Annotated in this window: 15 protein-coding genes; 10 read left to right on the top strand and 5 right to left on the bottom strand. The window is 58.2% G+C overall.

All coding sequences use genetic code 11. The annotated features are described in order from the left end of the window. Positions 1 to 4 precede the first annotated feature (4 nt). The 5 genes from ACR3EQ_RS21930 to ACR3EQ_RS21910 all read right to left on the bottom strand — a co-directional run bounded on the left by ACR3EQ_RS21930 (position 5) and on the right by ACR3EQ_RS21910 (position 7,499). On the bottom strand, positions 5 to 3,325 hold the full coding sequence (locus tag ACR3EQ_RS21930; protein WP_480492115.1) for a tetratricopeptide repeat protein: 3,321 nt from the start codon (positions 3,323 to 3,325) through the stop codon (positions 5 to 7). A 55-nt stretch (positions 3,326 to 3,380) separates the two neighbouring features. Next, complete coding sequence (locus ACR3EQ_RS21925) at positions 3,381 to 4,160, bottom strand: IclR family transcriptional regulator (RefSeq protein WP_170611432.1); 780 nt, start codon at positions 4,158 to 4,160, stop codon at positions 3,381 to 3,383. Positions 4,161 to 4,171: 11 nt separating this feature from the next. Then, on the bottom strand, positions 4,172 to 5,530 hold the full coding sequence (locus ACR3EQ_RS21920; RefSeq protein ID WP_170611430.1) for a TRAP transporter large permease: 1,359 nt from the start codon (positions 5,528 to 5,530) through the stop codon (positions 4,172 to 4,174). Then, on the bottom strand, positions 5,530 to 6,195 hold the full coding sequence (locus ACR3EQ_RS21915) for a TRAP transporter small permease subunit (protein ID WP_170611428.1): 666 nt from the start codon (positions 6,193 to 6,195) through the stop codon (positions 5,530 to 5,532). Before ACR3EQ_RS21915 ends, ACR3EQ_RS21920 begins: the two co-directional genes overlap by 1 nt. A 65-nt stretch (positions 6,196 to 6,260) precedes the next feature. Beyond that, the gene (locus tag ACR3EQ_RS21910; protein WP_170611426.1) at positions 6,261 to 7,499 is read right to left on the bottom strand and encodes a TRAP transporter substrate-binding protein; all 1,239 of its coding nucleotides are present in this window, start codon (positions 7,497 to 7,499) and stop codon (positions 6,261 to 6,263) included. A gap of 108 nt (positions 7,500 to 7,607) precedes the next feature. Here ACR3EQ_RS21910 and ACR3EQ_RS21905 point away from each other — a divergent pair, with 108 nt between their 5' ends. From ACR3EQ_RS21905 to ACR3EQ_RS21860, 10 genes are all read left to right on the top strand, one after another. Then, positions 7,608 to 9,203, top strand: a complete 1,596-nt coding sequence (locus ACR3EQ_RS21905; RefSeq protein ID WP_480492112.1) for a GMC family oxidoreductase — start codon at positions 7,608 to 7,610, stop codon at positions 9,201 to 9,203. Between the two features lie 169 nt (positions 9,204 to 9,372). Continuing rightward, positions 9,373 to 9,840: a MarR family winged helix-turn-helix transcriptional regulator gene (locus ACR3EQ_RS21900; protein WP_480441606.1), complete on the top strand. Its 468-nt coding sequence runs from the start codon at positions 9,373 to 9,375 to the stop codon at positions 9,838 to 9,840. Beyond that, a complete protein-coding gene (locus ACR3EQ_RS21895) occupies positions 9,837 to 10,874 on the top strand; it encodes an efflux RND transporter periplasmic adaptor subunit (RefSeq protein ID WP_170611422.1) in 1,038 nt (345 codons plus the stop codon). The genes ACR3EQ_RS21900 and ACR3EQ_RS21895 overlap by 4 nt, the downstream gene beginning before the upstream one ends. A gap of 11 nt (positions 10,875 to 10,885) precedes the next feature. Further along, entirely contained in the window at positions 10,886 to 13,933 is a 3,048-nt protein-coding gene (locus ACR3EQ_RS21890) for an efflux RND transporter permease subunit (protein ID WP_480492110.1), read from the top strand. A 164-nt stretch (positions 13,934 to 14,097) separates the two neighbouring features. Continuing rightward, positions 14,098 to 15,105 (top strand): GlxA family transcriptional regulator, encoded by a 1,008-nt coding sequence (locus ACR3EQ_RS21885; RefSeq protein WP_170611833.1) that lies wholly within the window; start codon positions 14,098 to 14,100, stop codon positions 15,103 to 15,105. 135 nt (positions 15,106 to 15,240) lie between these two features. After that, on the top strand, positions 15,241 to 16,380 hold the full coding sequence (locus ACR3EQ_RS21880; RefSeq protein ID WP_480492108.1) for an aromatic ring-hydroxylating oxygenase subunit alpha: 1,140 nt from the start codon (positions 15,241 to 15,243) through the stop codon (positions 16,378 to 16,380). After that, positions 16,377 to 17,912 (top strand): choline-sulfatase, encoded by a 1,536-nt coding sequence (gene betC, locus ACR3EQ_RS21875; RefSeq protein WP_170619399.1) that lies wholly within the window; start codon positions 16,377 to 16,379, stop codon positions 17,910 to 17,912. The genes ACR3EQ_RS21880 and betC overlap by 4 nt, the downstream gene beginning before the upstream one ends. Continuing rightward, a complete protein-coding gene (locus ACR3EQ_RS21870; RefSeq protein WP_170611414.1) occupies positions 17,909 to 18,703 on the top strand; it encodes an SDR family oxidoreductase in 795 nt (264 codons plus the stop codon). The genes betC and ACR3EQ_RS21870 overlap by 4 nt, the downstream gene beginning before the upstream one ends. Before the next feature lie 187 nt (positions 18,704 to 18,890). Continuing rightward, positions 18,891 to 19,631, top strand: a complete 741-nt coding sequence (locus tag ACR3EQ_RS21865) for an SDR family oxidoreductase (protein WP_170611412.1) — start codon at positions 18,891 to 18,893, stop codon at positions 19,629 to 19,631. Continuing rightward, positions 19,631 to 20,557 (top strand): 3-hydroxyacyl-CoA dehydrogenase NAD-binding domain-containing protein, encoded by a 927-nt coding sequence (locus tag ACR3EQ_RS21860; RefSeq protein WP_170611410.1) that lies wholly within the window; start codon positions 19,631 to 19,633, stop codon positions 20,555 to 20,557. Before ACR3EQ_RS21865 ends, ACR3EQ_RS21860 begins: the two co-directional genes overlap by 1 nt. Positions 20,558 to 20,888: the final 331 nt, after the last annotated feature.

The raw sequence follows: 20,888 nt of genomic DNA, 5'->3' as shown, positions 1-20,888 counted from the left end.
TTGTTCAACCGGCACCAACCAGTTGAAAGCCAGCCCAGTTCCCGGGATGCGCCAACGGGCGTTCGCGGTGATCTTCGCTGGTGTCCTGTATCAGCGCCTCAATTTCCTGACGCAGCGCTTCGCTGCGGACCCGCTCGGTCGAGGGCGTTACAACCTCGGTGATCAGGCGGGATGTCAGATCATCCCGAACCGGCCAGTGAGTCACCAGGAGGTTCCTGGCACCGGCAAAAAAGAATGCGCGGGCCAGCCCGGACAGCCCTTCCGCCCCCGGTTTTGCCCCCGCCGCGGTGTTGCATGCGGACAAAAGAACCCATTCTGTATCTAAGGACAACGTGGCCGCCTCGGATGCGGTCAAAAGTCCGTCAAACTTGGGACTGTCCGGCGAAGGCGGGGGCGAAAGCGCCAGGGCAGGCTCGTCCAGATTGTCGAAATCACCGGATATCAGCCCGTGCGTTGCGAAATGCAGAACGCGCGTCTGGCGCAATTGCCCGGAAGCGTCCAGTTTTCTGAGTTCACTTTCGTTGGCCCGAGAACCAAGAAAAACGGAATGCTCGCCTGCCCCAAACTGCGATGCCAGCGACAGGATCTCGGTCCGCGTTCCGGGCAGTCTTGGCAGGTTTTTCAACCCTTCGCGCAGGTCCTGGGCCGATCTGTGAAGATTGCGGGTCTCCAGCCGCAGGGGTTCGGGTGTCCCATAAAAATCGGGATCGCCGAACCCGACGTAACTGACGCGCGTGTCTGCCCGAGCCGTGGTGCTTGTGTTGTCTCGCAACGCCAGTTGCAGGGAAGGGATGACACTCAGGGCGCGTTCGACGCCAAGCCAGCGCGTATTTCGAAGGGTTTTCGCCACGGACCCGAATTCCATTTGAGGGGCGGTCGCCAGCGCGCCGAATGGCAGGCTCAGCAGCGAACTTTGCGGGGCAATCAGCCACCGCTTCTTCGGCGCGATTGCCTCTGAAATCTCCGGTGCGCCGAACAGGTCAAGAAACAGATCGTGGGCCAGTTCAATGTCAAACCTGCGTGTGCTGTCCTGTTGCTCGGGACCGGAGGGGTTAATGGGTGCGCGTGCCGCGACAAGGAACTCCTCGTCTGGGTTGATGGAACGGCGAAGGGCCGAGACTCGGGCTTCCAGCTCTGTTGCATCGAATTCCAATCGGGACCATGTGACGCCTTCACGTGTTACGGCCCAGACAAAGCCGGGTCCGAAATGCGTTGAACGATCATTTCCACCTTCCGGAACGATCAGGATCAGCGCCTCGTCGTCATCGAGTTCGGCATCGCCACCCGGCAGGAAATCAGTCACCCGGACCACGCGCGGATTAATCAGGTCAAAAAACGCGGGAAAGGCATTCTGCAAGGCCTGCGTTGTTGTATCCAATCTGTCCATCAGCCGATCAAGCGTATCGGGCGCGGCCACTGTCGATGTCTCTGCGCCGGATGCGGCGGCAACGGACTTGGTCTCAAATGCCGCCAAATCGCGTTTGGCGCCAATCCAGTCGTTCAAAAAGGGCTCGACGCGGGCATTGTCTGCCGCAATGCGCCCGGCAGCCCGCGATATGGCAAAGGCCGAAGGCCCAAGCCCGATCGTTTGTGCTGCCTCGAAAGCATCCCGCGCCAACTGGTCAGCCTCGGCTTTGTCAGCCCGTTGGGAAACCGCCCAGGACGCCTGAATGAAAGCCCACGCCGCGCGGGAGGCCTGTTCCAGCGCAACCCGCTGTTCGTCGGCCGTGAGGTTGCCGGTGCGGCGCAATCGATCTGACAAGACGGAATGAGCGTGACGGGACAAGTGCAGTGCCTTCCGGAACGAACCCGAAGACAGAGAGGATTCGGCCAGCCGCAACCGGAACAATTGTGGCCTGACGGACGTCGGGCCGTATACGGCGTCCGCTTTGGGAATCATCCCCTCAAGCTCCTGTGCTGCTTCAAGTGGCAGTCCGGCATCGTGAAGGGTTGAAGACAGATTGAACGCCAACCGCAATTCCTCAACCGGTCCGAAATGCGGGTGCGTACCAAGATGTTTGCGGATGTCACGCAGCAAAGCGATGACGGCTTCGCTATCTCCGGCCTGTGCTTGAATGGCCGCAAGGTTTATGGCGGATTCTACCGTTCGGGGATGAGCAGCCCCGTACAATCCCACAAATCCATCAAGGGCGCGCTCCATCAACTCCCTTGCCTGCGCAACCTGACCGCTTTCCATCAGGTCGAGGGCAACATCGTTCATGGCAATCAACGTGTCTTCGCTACGCTCGCCATTGGTTTTCCGGGAAATCGCTAAAACGCGTTGGCGGATGGTTTGGGCATCCGCTAACCGCCCAACCGCCTCCAGCGCGCTGGCATAGTTTCGCATCGCCCGAACCGTATAGACGTGCTCCGGGCCTGCCGAGCTGATCATGAGGTCCAGATCCCGCCTGCGCAACGCAAGCGCTTCGTCCCCTCGGCCCAGTTTGGACAAAGCGTTTCCCAACATGATCCGCGCCGTCATCGTCTGAGGATGTTGAGGCCCCAGGGTTTGCTCATGCGCATTCAGGACCTCGGTAAACAACGGAACAGCCTTAAGCATCCGGCCCTGACTCATGAGGCTGAAACCAAAATTGTTCTTGGCCGTCAGAACTCTGGGTGAAGTCGGACCCTGCCGGCGACTGAGGCCAGCGATAATTCTCGCGTTCAAGGCGTTTGCATCTTCAAAACGCGCCATTGTGTCCAGTGCCAGAGCCAGATTGACGGACCAGGACAGGACCTCGGCATTGTCTTCACCAAGCGTTTGGCCGCCCAGTTCCACCGCGCGCCTCAGAACCTGCTCAGCCCGCTCTGGCTGATTGGCGCGCAACAGGGTATGGCCCAGCATGTTGATGCGGGCCAACGTCTCGGGCGCCGTCTCGCCGTGGGTAATGTTTGACCCTGCGATTGACGCGTCGAGTATTTCGACCGCTTCTAGAAACCTGTTGAGATCCCGAAGAGTGGTTCCCAGATTGCTCATCGCCCGAAGTGTGGCGGGTGAGTTTGGGCCAAGATGCTTGCGGCGCGTCTGAAGAACCAAGCGATGCAACGGTTCCGCTTCATCGGGTCGCCCTAGAATATCCAGCACAACGGCCAGGTTTTCGGTTGTGTCGACCGTATTCGGATGGGTTGGCCCAAGGTTCGCACGGTCCTGCGTCAGAGTTCTGCGCAAAAGCGCTTCGGCCTCGGCATAACGTCCCTGATTTGCCAGTTGTACGGCCAGTGCATCTTGCGGTCGGTCGGTTGCATATGACTGTGAAATCAGTGGCCCGGACCACACAACAGAAAATGCAATGACAATTGAAACAACGAAACCAAAACGCAACATGGACAGAGAGTGTAGCGTTTTGAAATGATTAGTCCATTGCCCCGCGGCGGACTGGTCAGGACAAGAGCAGCCTTCTGAGCTTGTCCGCCCCATCCTGCAAGGTGTTCAGGAATTTCTTCAAGCTTTCAAGATCGTGGCGTTGGGTGGGTGCGTGAACGGACAGTGTCGCGGCCAGCCTGTCCTGATCGTCGTTAACAGGCACGGCGACGGCGGCCATTCCCGGCATGAATTCCTCGTTGTCGGTGGAATACCCGTTTTCCGCAATGTGCCCGATCTCGGTGCGCAGGGTCTCGGGGTCCGTCAATGTCCGCTCGGTTTGCGGAAGAAGCTTCCTCGCTGAAAGAAAGCCGTCCAGCGTGGCCTTGCGCAGGGTGGACAGATACATCTTTCCGCTGGCGGTACAATGGAACGGAACCTGGGTGCCGATCGGCAACTGAATGCGCAGCGGCCATTTGGTTTCGACCCGATCCAGATAGATCATCCCCTCGCGATCCGGGATCGCAAGGTTGCAGGTCTCTCCGATTTCGTCCGCAACCCCACGCAGGATTGCTAGACGTGCAGTGCGCAGGTGTTCAGCAGACATAGTGTTGACGGACAGCCTGCGCAGACGTGGACCGGGCCCGAACGAGCGTCCGTCCAGATCGCGCTGCAGGAACCCCTCCGCTTCGGCTGTTTGCAGCAGCCTGTGAACCGTTGGTTTCGCCAGCCCCAGGGTGTCGATCAGGTCGGCCGGTTTAACAGCAACGCCGCGCTTTGCGACTTCTTCCAGGATGAGAAGCAATCGCAGATTTGTCGGTATCTGAGTTTCTCGTTCCGAAGTGTCCGTGTCGACCATCCCCTTACATTCTATTTGTTTGGCAGCAGGATCAAGGCCAGATCAGGTACCAGAGACACCAATATCCAGACGGACAGCAGTGCGACCAGATAGGGCACGGTGTAACGCAGCAGCCGGAAATAGGGCACGCCCGTTACGCCTGACGCGACATAAAGGTTCAGGCCATATGGCGGCGTAATGAACCCGATTGATGCGCCCACAAGGAAGATCACCGAGAAATGGATCGGATCTACGCCGACCGACGCCGCAATGGGGGCCAGAATCGGCGCGAGGATGATTGTCACCGGAAGGCTCTCCAGCACCATGCCCGAGAAAAAGACGATGACCATCGAGGTAAACAGCACCGCATGGTACCCGCCCATCGAAGTCACGAAGTCCCCGATGGTTTGCTGAGCGCCGAGCAGCGACAGGATTTGTTGCATGACGACCGAAATGGCGATCAGCGGTGCAAGTATCCCTGTAATTTGCGCGGAACGGATTACGATCGATGGGATTTCCGGGATCGTGAACCCTTCGACGACCATCATTTCCGCATAACTCTTGTCCGTCGGGGAAATGTCGTCGCGCGCACCCATGATGCGGTTGATCGGATAACTCACCAGACCGGCGATGACGCAGAAGCCGACGGTCACACCCGCCGCTTCGGTCGGAGAGAATTTGCCGGTGTAGATGCCCCACAGCACCAGCCCGATTGCAAAGAAACCCAGCCAGGCACCAAAGGCGGTTTTCAGAACGCGGTTCAGTTGCAGCGGGATCAGATGGCCCCAGCCGTTGATACGGCAGATGATCCAGCATGCGACCTGCATTCCGATAACCATCAGTGCACCGGGCAGGATGCCGGCCACAAACAGTTCGGAAATGGGCAGGTTCATAAGGAAGCCATAGACAATGAAAATGATCGACGGCGGAATGATGATCCCGACCGTGCCGCCTGCCGCCGCCGTGGCGGCGCTGAATCGTTCGTCATACCCGCCCTTGACCATCTCGGGGTGCAGCATCGATCCGATTGTTGCCGTCGTCGCCGAGTTCGAGCCCGAAATCGCGGCGAACAGCCCGCATGCGCCAAGCGAGGCCATCGCCAGCCCCCCGCGTATCCAGCCCAGACAGGCATATGCGAAATCGCTCAGCCGTCGTGCGATGCCCGATTTGTTGATCAGATCGCCGGTGAGAATGAACAGCGGCATCGCCAGCAAGGCAAAGCCCTTGTTGAACACATTCAGAAGCTCGGCCCCCATGTTGTCGAGTGTCAGACCCAGAACAAATGAACAGCCTATGACCCAATAGCCGATTACCAGCAGGACCGGCACGCCCAGCATGAACAAGAACGTCACGCCCAGTGAAATCAATGTAACCCAGGTTCCGTCTGCCATCAGTCCGCCCCAATCACGGCTTGCTTGATCAAGGGCTCGCCGTTTTTCCAGTTGTGTAAATCGTCCGCCAAATTCTGAAACACGCGGCCGACCATCAGAAAGAACGACAGTGGCGCTGCAAGCAGGAACCACCACTGCATCACGTTGTCGGTGCCAAGCACGATCTGGAAGTTCGAAGCCGACAGTGCCACCAGCCGAGATGTTGTTACGATGACGATCACCGCAAAGATGAACCACAGGATCGCATCCAGGATCAGGCAGGCCAGTTGCCCGCCGCGCGGCATCGAGGTGCGGAATTCGCTGAAACTCAGATGCGTGCGCAGGCGAACGTTGTAGGACGCGCCGAACCACGCCATCACCATGAAAAGCAGCGGCGGAATGGTTGTGGACCACGGCTCCTGATCGTTGAACACAAAGCGGTCGATCACGCCCCAGAAAATGATCAGCGCAATGGCCAGATAGGAATAGACCATGACCGACCGTTCCAGTTGGCGTTCAATGAAGGGAACCTTTCGATAGATCGCCATAACGATAAGACCGCCCAGGGCAGCGACCACAGTCCCTACCACCCATGTTGCGTCAGACTGCAGCGCAGACTGAATCTCGAACGAATCCTGGCTTAGAATGGCGCTGAATATTGCGCCAACATCGGTCCAAAATGACATGAACCCCGTCCTCCCAGTCGGTGTTTAGTGGAACCGGCCCGCGTGGGGCCGGTTCGGTAGTCTTATCAGGCTTCGCCTTTCCACCAACGGCGTGGCTCGACATTTTCCGGCAACATGTCCGCCGGAATCTCACGCGCGATGTCGTAGATTTCCTGATATGTGTCGATGCCGCCAGCCCATTTGTCCAACCGCTCGCGCCATTGTGCCCATGGATCGGGGTTGAAGTTCGGAGCGCACATCTCTTCGGCCAGTTTGATCTGATCGTCCGGCAGGAATGCGGGGCGGACCCCGTTTTCGGCAAAGATCGTCCCCGGCAATTGCGGGTCCGAGAACCCGACGGTGTTCAGCAGCGCGGCTTCGTTTGCGCCCTGAATCAGTGCCTGGGTGAAGTAGGACGATTCCATGACCGCGTCCTGCAGTTCACCGCCCAGACTGTCAAAGACCTTTGCGGACATCGAGGTATGTTCGGTGCCGCAGAAGAACTTGAGGTTCACGGACTGTGACACCACCGGCGACATGTTGGCGTAAGCCACCGCCGAAGCCCAGGTTTCAGCGCCGTCGATCAGCCCGGTCTTGAGCGCGTCCAGCGTCTCTTCCCACGCCACTGGCACCGGGTTCAGGTTCAGCAATTGCATCGCAATGCGGCCGAGCTGAGTTCCGGTAACACGGTTCTTGGTTCCGAACAGTTCCTCAAGCTTGGTGACCGTCGGCTTGTCCGAGAATGTCGAACCCATTTGCAGTCCACGCAGTTCACAGTGGGTGAACAGGAACTTCAGACCGTGCCGTTTTTCCAGCGGGTCCCGCAGAATGCGCTGACTGGCCGGGCTGTAGAAGAAATGATACTGGGCCGCGCGGCTGGGGAACATATAGGCATAGTCCAGCACGTTCAGATAAGGTGCGCCGCCTGCCGAGTTCTGCGTTGAAGCCGCGTAGATGTCGACAATGCCCTGTTGGGTTTTTTCGACACAGCTCAGCTGACCGCAGATCTGGTTGTCGCCGATGAACTCAACACGAATCTCGCCATCGGTCCGTTCTTCAAGGTCGCGTGCAAACTCGATGGCGCCTGCGCGCTCGATCAAAAGGTTGCGGGTGTTGAACCCGGCAGCGCCGAATTTCAGGGTGTGCTTGGGTTCTTTCGAGAACCGTTTTTCATAATTCGATTCAGCGGCCTGCGCCAGATTCGCCAGGCTCATCGCGCCACCGAACCCTCCTGCGGCCAGCAGCGTTGAGCTCATGCCGTATCGGCCCGCCACGCGGAAGAAATCCCTCCGTGAGATTCCGCTTAGTTTCCGACCAATCTCCATCTTTTTCCTCCCGATGAAAAATTATTGAGACGTTTTGTATCAAAAAATGCTAGTATATTTGATGCAACTTGCATAGACTTTTTTTAATTTCGCTAAGAGGAGACGGTTATGGAGGTGGATTATGCAGTTGTCGGGGCTGGCTCTTCCGGCTGTGTCATCGCCAACCGTCTGAGCGCCGATTCCGGTACGTCCGTTGCACTGCTCGAAGCCGGTGGGCCAGACACAAATCCGTGGATTCATATTCCGGTCGGCTATTTCAAAACCATGCATAACCCGTCGGTGGACTGGTGCTACCGGACCGAGCCAGACGCGGGTCTGAACGGTCGGTCAATCGACTGGCCGCGCGGCAAGGTTCTTGGGGGGTCGTCCTCGTTGAACGGTCTTCTCTATGTGCGCGGTCAGAAAGAGGACTACGACCGCTGGCGGCAGATGGGGAATATCGGCTGGGGCTGGGATGATGTCCTGCCATTGTTCAGGCGCAGCGAGGACCAGGAGCGCGGAGAAGACGATTTTCATGGGGTCGGAGGCCCGCTTGCCGTATCCAACATGCGTATCCAGCGCCCGATTTGTGATGCCTGGGTCGCTGCCGCGCAAGAAGCGGGCTACCCGTTCAATCCGGACTACAATGGCGCGCAGCAGGAAGGTGTCGGCTATTTTCAGCTGACAACGCGCAACGGACGCAGGTGCAGTTCGGCGGTTGCGTATCTGAAGCCGATCCGGAACCGACAGAATCTGAAGATCATAACGCGCGCCCTTGTAACGCGCATCAAGCTGGAAGGAAAACACGCGGTCGGTGTGGTGTATCGGGACCGTTCCGGTGCCGAACAGACTTTGACCGTACGGCGTGAGATTATTCTGTCTGGCGGCGCGATCAATTCCCCTCAGATTCTGATGTTGTCAGGTATCGGCGATCCGGATCATCTGAGGGAAAACGGTATCGAACCGCGACACGCGCTGCCCAAAGTGGGGAAAGGTCTGCAGGATCACCTGCAGGCGCGGCTTGTGTTCAAATGTAACGAACCCACTTTGAACGACGAGGTGAGGAACCTGTTCAATCAGGCGCGAATAGCCTTGAAATACGCGTTGTTCCGTGCCGGCCCGATGACAATGGCCGCCAGTTTGGCGACAGGCTTTCTGAAAACGCGACCAGAAGTTCAGACGCCCGATATTCAGTTCCATGTTCAACCCTGGTCGGCCGACAGCCCTGGCGAGGGCGTTCACCCGTTCTCGGCATTTACCATGTCGGTCTGCCAACTGCGCCCCGAAAGCCGGGGAGAGCTGCGTCTGAATGGCCCCGACCCGTCGAGCTATGTCAAGATTTTCCCGAACTACCTGTCGACCGAGACGGATTGCCGAACCATTGTCGATGGCGTCAACATTGCGCGCGCCATCGCAAAGGCAAACCCGCTGGCGTCCAAGATTTCCGAAGAGTTCCGGCCATCTGCCGATCTGGCCATGGACGATTATGACGGAACGCTGGATTGGGTCAGGTCCAACTCGGCATCGATTTACCATCCGACAGGCACTTGCGCGATGGGAGTATCGGATGACGCCGTCGTTGATCCGCAGCTCAAGGTCAGAGGCATTGAAAGCCTGCGGGTGGCTGACTGTTCCATCATGCCCGAAATTGTCAGCGGAAACACAAACGCACCTGCGATCATGATCGGCGAAAAGGCCAGCGATCTGCTTTCCGCGGCAAGGTGAATCCCGGCCCTCGACGAAACCCACTCGTGTTTGCGCATTCCCAAACGCGCCGAGTAAGGACGTTCGGTTCCAAGAGTGATCCGGCGCGATCCTGAGTAATCTTCACTTCGCATCTTGAATATTTCATTTTTTGAAGTATATCGCGCCCAACCTATCCGAGGGCACCGAAATGACCGAGACGGTCGAACCATCAACGCAGAAGTACAGTCCTGAAATTCAATCGATGATGGGCGTCTACGCGCTGTATTGGAAGTTGGAGGAAAGCATCGATCTGTTGCGGACCGATCTGAGCCATCAGGAATGCCACATGCTGATCAAGCTGGAACAGCCCAAGCGGATGGGCGTTCTGGCACATGACATGTTATCTTTGCCCTCTACGATAACCGCGACTGCGGATTCGCTGGCCAAGGCCGGGTACCTGGTTCGACAGCGCGATCCCGAAGACCGCCGCGCGTGGCTGCTGGTTCTGACCGGGCAGGGCGAAGACGCCCGAAAACAACTTGTGACCGAAGCCGGGGAACTGTTTCGCCGTGCCTCGGGGCTCAATGATGAAGAAACCGCTGAATTCGCGCGATTGGCGCAGAAGATCCGCGAAACCGTCCTGAAAACAGGCATACCCGAAGGTTTGAAGAAATGAAGATCCTGTCAACTTTGGCTCTTGGCCTGATCGTGCTGGCGACATCGCTGACCGCACAGCAAGCCCCGAAACCGGTGAAACTGCTGATGGTCAGCGAAACGTCACCCGGCTTTTCGCGACAGTTCTTTGGCCGGGTCGCGGCCCGCCAAACGGTCGATCTGGCCTTTCAGGTGGCCGGACAGATTATCGAGATGCCCGTCACCGAAGGTCTGGTTATTCCGAAAGGTGGGCTGATCGCCAGACTCGATCAGGAACCGTTCGAGCTGCAGCTCAACCGCGCCCGACTGCAAAAGGATCAGGCCGACCGCACGGTTGCACGCCTGTCCCGGCTCAGGGGGACCACGGTCAGTCAGGTGGCCCTGGATGATGCGGATACAAACGCCCAGCTGGCGGCAATTGCCACACGTGACGCGGAATACGCGCTTGAACATGCGACCCTCACGGCTCCCTTCGACGCGCTAGTTTCCAGCCGCACGGTCGAGGCATTCACCACCGTTTCCGCCGGAACGCCCATCGTACGTATCCACGACATGTCGGAATTGCGGATCGAAGTCGATGTGCCCGAAATTCTGTTTCAGCGCCGGGGCAGTCAGGATGACGTGACGATCACTGCTAAATTTCCCGCCAGCGATGAAGTTTTTCCTCTGCAAATTCGCGAATTCGATGCTGAAACGTCCAGCGTCGGTCAGACGTTCCGGATCAACTTCGGATTGACACCGCCGGAAGGCATTCAGGTTCTTCCCGGCTCGTCGGTAACGGTAAACGTGCAGGTTCAGGATAATCAAACCGGCATCGTCGTCCCGCCGACCGCCATTGTTGCGGATGCCGAAGGTCGTCTGGGTGTCATGCTGTTTTCCCCGGCGGGCGCGGACGAAGGAACCGTGCAGCGCGTGCCGGTCGAGATCGAGCCGACCCAATCGGGGGATGTGCGTGTCGTGTCCGGTCTTTCCGACGGGGACGAAATCGTTGTGGCCGGCGGTAACGCGCTGAGTGACGGACAGGCGGTGCGTCGCTTTGCCGGCTTTGCGAACTGAAGGGCGGACCGATGAACATCGCGCGCGCATCCATCGACAGGCCGCTTTATACGTGGCTCATCATTCTCGTCGCACTGTTTGGCGGTATCTGGGGCTTTTTCTCGCTCGGAAGGCTGGAGGACCCGGCCTTTACCATCAAACAGGCCGTCATTGTGACAACCTATCCCGGCGCCACCGCCGAGCAGGTTGCACTGGAAGTGTCCGAACCGCTGGAATCGGCCATCCAGCAAATGGGCGAGGTGGACACCATCACCTCGGTCAACCGCCCCGGTCAGTCTCTGATCGAGGTCGAGATCAAGTCGACCTATGACGGCAGCGAGCTGCCGGATATCTGGACGCAGCTTCGGGCCAAGGTCAGGGACGCCGCCCGCGGATTGCCGCAGGGCGTGGACCAGCCATATGTGAACGATGGCTTCGGCGATGTGTTCGGCCTGTTCTATGCGGTGACCGCCGAAGGTTTCTCGGACGCCGAAAAGCACGAACTGGCCACTTACCTTCGACGGGAGTTGCTGACCGTTGACGGGGTTGCCGATGTCGAGGTTCAGGGCCTTCCCGAGGAAGCAATCTTTATTGAACCTGACCTCGCCATTTCCGTAAACCAGAACGTACCGTTGCAGGCGATCAACGAAGCGATTGCCAACGCCAACTCGGTCAACGCATCTGGTTCACTGCGATCCGAGAACAACCTTACGACGCTGCTGACGGCCGAAGGCTCGGACAGTGTATCCGCAATCGCCGGTTTGTCGGTCGGCTCTCAGGGCCACGTGATCAACCTGTTCGACATGTCAGATGTCTATCGCGGCCGCCAGAACGATCCTGACCTGATCGTCCGTTTTGACGGCGTCGAGGCGTTCACGCTTGGTATTGCGGGTCTGGCGACCGAGAACATTGTCGAAGTCGGCAAACGCGTTGACACCAAGATGGCAGAACTGGATCCGAACATCCCCTTTGGTGTCGATATTCTGCCAATCTACCAGCAGCACGTCGTGGTTGAACAGGCGTCCAACGACTTTCTGGTGAATCTGGCGATGTCGGTTGCGATCGTAGTTGCGGTGCTTGGCCTGTTCATGGGGTGGCGCGCCGCAATCGTTGTCGGCAGCACGCTGTTGCTGACCGTTGTGGGCACGGTTCTGTTCATGTCGATGTTCTCGATCGAGATGGAGCGGATTTCACTTGGCGCGCTGATCATTGCGATGGGAATGCTTGTCGACAACGCCATCGTTGTCGCCGAAGGCATGCAGATTGCCATGCTGCGCGGTAAAAACTCGCGCGATGCCGCAGACGACGCGGCCTCCAAAACCCAGATACCATTGCTTGGCGCGACTGTGATCGGAATCATGGCCTTTGCCGGCATCGGCCTGAGCCCCGATGCTACAGGTGAATTTCTGTTCTCGCTGTTCGCAGTGATCGGAATTTCGCTGCTGCTGAGCTGGGTTCTGGCGCTGACCGTCACCCCGCTGTTGGGCCACTACTTTTTCAAGCAGGGTAAGGAAGGCGAAATCGACGCCTATGGCGGTTTGCTGTTTCGGATCTATGGCACGATCCTCAGAGCAGCGCTCAGGTTCCGCTGGCTGGTAATCATCGCACTGGTCGCGGTGACGGCGGCCTGTTTTGCGGGCTTCGGTCTGATGAAGCAGCAGTTTTTCCCGAACTCGAACACCCCGCTTTTCTTTGTCCATTACAAGCTGCCGCAAGGCACCCCGATTGCGCGGACGTCCGAGGATCTGGCGCAGATCGAGGACTGGCTAAGCAAGCGCGACGATGTGGTCTCGGTGGCAACCTTTGTGGGGCAGGGGGCGACCCGTTTCATGCTGACCTATTCCGCTGAAAAGCCCAATCCCAGTTATGGGCATATGATCATACGTACGGAAACTCTGGACGATATCCCGCAGCTTCAGGCTGACCTGGAAGAGTATGGCATGGCGTTGTACCCCGAAGGAGAGTTCCGCACCAAGCGGCTGGTCTTCGGCCCCGGCGGTGGTGATCCGATTCAGGCCCGGTTTTCCGGCAGCGATCCGATGGTGCTCCGCCAACTCGCCGAAGAGGCCAAGCGGCGCATGGCTGATGCTTCGGACAATGTCATCGGCGTTCGTCACGACTGGCGCGAGAAGGAACTGGCGCTTCAGCCAATCTACGCAACCGAACGGGCGCAAACCGCTGGTGTAACGCGCGAAGACGTTGCGGCGACACTTTTGTTTTCCACCGATGGCATCACCGGCGGAGTGTTCCGTGAACGCGACCGCCTGATCCCGATCATCCTGCGCAGACCGGTTGATGGCGACTATTCCGTGGTCGATCAGGTTGTCTATTCAACGCAGGCCGAAAAGTGGGTGCCAATCGAACAGATGGTCGATAGATTTGAGTACAAAACCCAAAATACACGTGTACATCGCCGAAATCGTGTCCTTACGATAACCGTCGGTGCCGACATTCCGCCGGACATGACAGCCGCGCAAGTGCACGCCGAGGTGCGCGAAGCGATCGAGGCAATGGAAATTCCACCCGGATATAAAATGGAGTGGGGCGGTGAATACGAGAACTCGCGCGATGCTCAGGAAAGCCTTGGAAAACAATTACCGCTGAGCCTGCTGATTATGGTGCTGATATCGGTGTTGCTGTTCAACGCCATCCGCCAGCCTCTGATCATATGGCTGCTGGTGCCCATGTCCGTGAACGGAGTGGTGATCGGCCTTCTGGGTACCGGGTTGCCCTTTACGTTTACCGCGTTGCTGGGGCTGCTCAGCCTGTCAGGGATGCTTATCAAGAACGGGATTGTGCTGGTCGAAGAAATCGATCTGGTCCGCGCGACCGGAAAGCCGTTGAAAGACTCGATCATCGAAGCGTCGATTTCGCGCTTGCGCCCTGTCATTCTGGCCGCGATCACCACCATTCTGGGAATGGCGCCCTTGTTGACGGATGCGTTCTTTGTATCGATGGCTGTCACGATCATGGGAGGTTTGGCCTTTGCCACAATCCTGACAATGGTCGCCGCGCCGGTCCTCTACGCAGTGTTTTTCGCAAGGGATGAACGGCAAGAGGTTGCCGCGGTCGCTGCCTAGGTTGAGATATCAGCCAGGTTGACCGCGCCGTTTTGTACACGTCGCCCACCCCAAATCCATAGGTTTTGGGGTGGGCAGCGTTGCAAATCCACACCCGCAGGTCGAAGGTAGAGCGATCGTACTTCGATTGAGATTTGTGGCCGGAAAACGCGACCGTGAAGACTATGGATGGCAAAACCCGATTGTTGGTGATTGTTGCGCCAAATTTCAATTTGTCCGCAACCATGAGCTTTATTGACCCGTTTCGTGCGGCAAATTACCTGGACGGACGGTCTTATTTCAGTTGGGAATTTGTCTCAGCATCCGGTGGATATTGCACCTCAAGCAATGGTGCAGGGATTGAAACCAAGGTGATCGATCAAAGCGCTGCAGGTCAGCGGGATATCGTGATCGTTTCGACCAGCTGGACCCCGGAAAAACATCTGACGCCCAAGATCGGCAATACGTTGCGCGGTTGGGCGCGAGGTGGCGTAACGCTGGGCGCACTGGATACGGGTGCGTTCATTCTGGCGCAGGCCGGATTGCTTTCCGGTCGTCGGGCGACTGTTCACTATGAACATATCGACGCATTTCAGGAACTGTTTCCAGGCGTGGAAGTGGTTGAGAACCTTTACGTTTTAGACGGCAACCGAATCACGTGCTGCGGCGGCAGTGCTTCGGTGGATTTTGCGCTGCAGATACTGCAGGGTATTCACGGCAGCGCGCTGGCCAACGCGGCCGCCAGATACATTTTTCACGACCGCTTGCGGGGCCCCGCTTCGATGCAGCAACCTGAAGGCAGCGAGCCTTTAGGGGCGGTTGTTCCGGCGACGTTGAAATCTGCGATCCAGATCATGGAGGCACATCTGGAAGAAACGGTGTCTATCCCCGAGATATGCAGGCGCGCGGGTGTCTCGCACCGTCAACTTGATCGGATGTTTGCCACCTTTATCAAGAAGACTCCGGCGCTTTATTATCGCGATATCCGGCTGGACCGGGCGCGGGGGCTTGTGACGCAAACAGAAATGCCGATTTCCGAGATTGCAATGGCATCGGGTTTTTCCAGCCCGGTGCATTTCAGCCGCTCGTACAGAGACAGGTTTGGCTTGCCGCCCAGTCAGGATCGGATCGAAGGGCGGGTCCCGTTTGAATACCGGGCTTGGCCGATGCATCGCAAGCCCAGGCAGTCTTGATGCACAACTCTGCGGATGGCGAAAATAGTCATTTGAGAGGCGAAAAAAGGCAACAACGTGAGTTGATTTCAAAGGATCATACGCTTTGCAAGCCAGCCTACCGGACCGCAAGGGTCCGAAATCTTGGAGTCACCAATGAACGAGCTGCCAACCCAAGAACAATTCGAGCGGATTTCCGATGGTTTCAGTCCAGATCCATTCAACACAAGCTCGTTGAAGGCCGAGGCCTATGTTGATTCGGTTTGGCATCAGGTGGATTTGAATGAAATCCTTGCCAAGACATGGCAATGGGTTTGTCACGTCGAAAAGCTGCGCGCGCCAGGATCTTATGTGACGGTTGAAATCGCCGGTCGGCCCATTGCCGTCGTGCGCGACCGCGAGGGGGAATTACGGGCATTCTACAATGTCTGCAAGCACCGCGCGCATCACCTGCTGTCGGGTGAGGGGGAAACGACCCGCATTATGTGCCCCTACCACGCCTGGGTTTACAAGCTGGACGGCCAATTGGTGCGCGCGCCCGAAACGGAAAGCCTGACCGGGTTCAGCACCCGGGACATTTGCCTTGATCAAGTGCAAGTCGAAGAATTTGCAGGTTTCGTTTATGTCAACCTGGACCCCCAAGCGCGCCCCCTGCGCGAAGTGTCGGGCAACCTTGAAACGGAAATTCGCCATTGGGCCCCGGATATTGAACAGCTGACTTTTGGCCATCGCCTGACCTATGACATCAAGTCGAACTGGAAGAACGTCGTCGACAATTTTCTTGAATGTTATCACTGCCCGACCGCGCATAAGGATTTTTGCGATCTGGTGGATATGGACACCTATAAGGTTACAACCTACGGCATCTATTCCAGCCATATGGCCGACGCAGGCAAAAGCGCAAACTCTGCCTATGACGTGTCGAATGCGTCTGTGCGTACTCATGCCGTCTGGTGGTTGTGGCCCACCACCTGCCTGATGCGTTACCCGGGCCGGTCATCGATGATCGTGCTGAACATCATCCCCGTGGGACCTGACCGCACGCTTGAGACCTATGACTTCTTCCTCGAAACTCCGGAACCGGACGAGGCAGAGCAGGAGGCGATCCGCTATCTCGACGAGGTTCTGCAGCGCGAAGACATCGATATCGTCGAAAGCGTTCAGCGCGGGATGGGTACGCCTGCCTTCACGCAAGGGCGTATCGTTCATGACCCGAGCGGCTCGGGCAAGTCCGAACATGCGGTGCATCACTTCCATGGGCTGGTTCTGGACGCTTACGCAAGGGCCGCGCCGTGACACGGCCCAACATCGTTGTGGTCATGGCCGATCAACTTGCCCCGCATTTCTGCGGGGCTTACGGCCACCCGACGGTCAGGACACCGAACATCGATGCGCTGGCGGCACGCGGTATGCGGTTTGATGCGGCTTACTGCAACTCTCCTCTGTGTGCGCCGTCCCGCTTTGCCTTCATGTCTGGGCAGTTGATCAGCCGGATTGCGGCCTATGACAATGCCAGTGAGTTTCGCGCTTCGGTCCCGACGTTTGCACATTACCTTAAGGCGCTGGGATACCGAACCTGCCTGTCAGGCAAGATGCATTTTGTCGGACCGGATCAGAAACACGGATTTCAGGACCGCATTACAACCGACATCTACCCTGCCGATTTCGCCTGGACACCAGATTGGGAAGCCCCTGACGAGCGGATCGACAAGTGGTATCACAATATGCAAACGGTCAAGGAAAGCGGCGAAGCCATCGCGACGTTCCAGACCGATTACGATGATGAGGTCGAGTTCGCAGCCCGCCGCTGGCTGATTGACCGGGGCCGCGATCGGGCGGCCGGGGACAAAGCGCCGTTCTGCCTGGTCGCCAGCTTCATCCACCCTCATGACCCCTACGTGGCCAAGCCTGAATGGTGGAACCTGTATACGGATGCGGATGTTCCGATGCCGGACACCTCACTGACGCCCGAGGAACAGGACCCGTTCTCGCGCAGGGTAATGGACGGAATCGAGGCGAGCTATGTCTCTCTGTCGGATGAGGAGGTGCGCCGCGCCCGCCGCGCCTATCTGGCCAATGTCAGCTATTTCGACAGCAAGGTCGGGGCGATTGCGAAGGCGCTGGAAGATATACGCGAACTGGACAACACCATCGTCGTCGTGACCGCCGATCACGGGGATATGCTGGGCGAGCGGGGGTTGTGGTACAAGATGAACTTCTTCGAGCATTCTGCCCGCGTCCCACTGATTATGGCCGGGCCGGGTGTTGCGCAAGGGACAGCACTCAACGCCTGTTCGCTGCTGGACCTGCTGCCGACTTTCGTTGAAATCGCTGGGGGGCAAGAGGAGATGTTTGGCGAACCGGTGGATGGTCGCTCACTCATGCCGCTGGCCCGCGGCGAAGCTGACATCGTCGACGAAGCGATCGGTGAGTATTGTGCAGAGATGACCCCTTATCCGGTCTTCATGATCCGGCGCGGGCCGCTGAAATACATCCATTGTGACCCCGACCCACCGCAACTATACGACCTGTCCGTCGATCCACTGGAAACGGTGAATGTCGCGGACGATCCGGCTTATGCCGCCCATTCTGCTGCCTTCGCCGCCGAAACCGACCAGCGCTGGGATAGTGAAAAGCTGCGTGCGGATATCATCGCAACACAAAAATCCCGTCATGCGCTTCATGCCGCGATGGAAGCCGGGGCGGGTGAGGCCTGGGATTACAATCCGCCGCGCGACGCTTCTCAGGAATATGTGCGCAATCACATGGACTGGACTGTTGCCGCGGCCAGATACCGCTTTTCACCTTTGAAGGAGAACCAAGAATGATGCTGAAGGGCAAAACCGCGCTGGTCACAGGCGGTCGAGGCGGCATCGGGCGCGCCATCGTCGCCCGTTTTCTGCGAGAAGGTGCACGGGTCTATGCGGCTGACCTGACGCCCGAGGGATCGTTGGCCACCCGTGACGGCGACGGCAGCGTGTTTGTCAAACTCGACGTCACGCAGGAAGCGGATGCCGTTGCGGCTATGGCGCAGGTCGCCGAAAACGCTGGCCAGTTGGACATTCTGGTCAACGCGGCTGGGATCGAGATCGAAAAGACCATCGAACAGACCACTCTGGAGGAATGGAACCTGTCCTTTGCCGTCAACGTGACCGGCACCTTCCTGACGTCAAAACATGCGCTGCCTCTGATGCGAAAGGTCACTGCCGCCGGGACGACGGCATCGATCATCAATTTTGGCAGCTACGACGGCTTCATCGCTGACCCGGGACTGGCGGCTTATTGCGCAACCAAAGGCGCGGTTCACGCCCTGACCAGGGCAATGGCCTGCGACCACGGGCCCGAAGGTATTCGGGTCAACGCAATCTGCCCGGGCTATGTCGACACACCCATGCTGCAAAGCTTTTTTACCGGCGAGGGTTCGGGTGGCGGCGGCAAAACCATCGACCAATTGCAGAAGGCGGTCCGCGATGTGCATCCGATGCGCACCTATGGCACGCCGGACGACATCGCCAACCTGGTCAACTGGCTGGCATCGGACGAGGCGCGCTATGCCAGCGGCCAGCTTTGGGTTCTTGACGGAGGGCTGAGCGCGCAGGTCCAGCAGATGAAACTATGAGTGAAGCGTTGGGATACGAAACGAGAAACCCCTTCTTTGGTGCCAGGAAGCGGCAAAGCTGTCTAATTATCCGGACCGCTCCATCGGCTAAACTGGCTATCAATCCGGGCGGCGCCGAGATCGTGCGCAGCGCAATGTTAGGGCTTGTCGGAACACGTCCGCGTGGCAAGGCAATGGTGGCGAACTGATGCGGCTGGCTGGAAAAAGAGCACTTGTGACCGGTGGCCGCCAAGGCATTGGGCGCGGGATTGTCGAGGCCTTTCTGCGCGAGGATGCGACGGTTTCGACCTGCGGGCGTGGCCCGAGGCCCGAAGGGCTGCCAGACAGTGTCACTTGGTACCCGCTGGATGTCACGGACGCCGCTGCCGTAGAGGAACTGGCCAGCGCGACGGACGGGATGGATATTCTGGTCAACAATGCCGGTGTTCAGGTCGAAAGAACGGTGGCTGACAGCACCGACGCTGACTGGGATACCGTGATCGGGACCAATTGCCGGGGCGTGTTCAATATGTGTCGCGCATATATCCCCCGAATGCCCCAAGGCGGGTCGATCATCAACATCGGCTCGATCTCGGGGCAGGTCGCGGATCCTTCGATGGCGCTTTACAATGCGTCCAAGGCCTTTGTGCATGGACTGACCCGGTCGATTGCCGTGGATCATGGTCCCCGTATACGCTGTAACGCAATCTGCCCGGGCTGGATCGAAACGGGCATGTTGGATTCAGGTTTCGACCTTGCATCAAACCCCGAGGCCGCGCGGCAGGATGCGCTTGCCCGACATGCGATGCGCCGTTTCGGCAAGCCCGAAGACATCGCCAGCATGGCGGTCTGGCTTGCCTCGGACGAAGCGAGTTTCGCCACAGGCCAGTTGTTTACTGTGGATGGCGGCATGACCGCCGCATCCCCTCTCAATCCGGGATTGTTCTGATGGAGTTCAAACACACGGCCTGCCTTGGCGGCGGGGTGATCGGCGCCAGTTGGGCGGCCTTGTTTCTGGCATCCGGCCGTTCGGTCGCGATGTTCGACCCGGCCTCCGATGTTGAGCGTAAGGTGCGCGACTACATCGAAACGGCGTGGCCCACGATGACCGAGCTTGGGTTGACCAAAGATGGCACGCCCGACGCGATCACCTTCCATACAAACGCGGCCAGCGCGGTCGAAGGCGCCGGATTCGTGCAGGAAAACGTGCCTGAGCGGCTGCCGGTCAAGCATGAAACCTTTTCCGTGATCGAGCCCGCCCTGGCCCCCGGTGCAATTGTCGCCAGTTCGGCGTCCGGCCTGACTCTGGGCCAGATGCAGCCCGGCTGGAAGGATCCCTCGCGTTTTGTGCTGGGCCATCCGTTCAATCCGCCGCACCTGATCCCCTTGGTCGAGGTGTTGGGAAACGACAAAACGGCCCCCGGGGTGGTCGAGACGGCGCAGGGATTCTACGAAAGCGTTGGAAAAACAACGATCCGTTTGCGCAAGGAAGTGCCCGGTCACGTGGCCAACCGTCTGCAGGCGGCCATTTGGCGCGAGGCCGTCAGTCTGGTTGTCTCGGGTGTGGCTTCTGTCGAGGATGTCGACAAGGCCGTCTGGGCCGGTCCCGGGCTCAGGTGGGCGGCCATGGGGCCGACCATGCTGTTCAACCTTGGGGCGGGTGAAGGTGGGCTGAAGGCATTTTGCGATCACTTCGCCGATACGTTCAACGGCTGGTGGGACGATCTGGGTCAGATCCATCTGTCCGATCAGGTCGCTCAACAATTGACCGAGGGCGTTCAGGCCGAAGCAAGGGGCATGACACCGGGCGAGTTGTCGCAAAAACGCGATGCGTTGATTGTAGCCATGCAAAAGTCAATTGCGGGGATGCGTTGAGGAAACGGGTCGTTTCGCGCCGATGTCATGTGACCGCCGAACCGGTGAAGGTGCGGGGCCGTGTCGAGTCAAATCCAACGGTTTTACAACTGGCCAGCAGAAAGCGCAGAAGTCACAGGAAACCTCATAACAAACCTTCGTTAAACAATTAATTGCGCTGGCCTGTTGGTAGATTGCACCATCATACCCGCGCGTATATCTGGACGATCTGTCTGTTGGCACCCGAAACTGTTTCCGAAACCAAACGTCATTCCGCGTGCCATTAATTTTCGAAAAAATCAAATTTGAGTGCCAGGACTCGACTCAGAACCAACGGCAAGTCCTGCCCACG

The sequence above is a fragment of the Ruegeria sp. AN11 genome (assembly GCF_056536005.1).
This window is presented reverse-complemented; position numbering and strand designations above follow the sequence as displayed.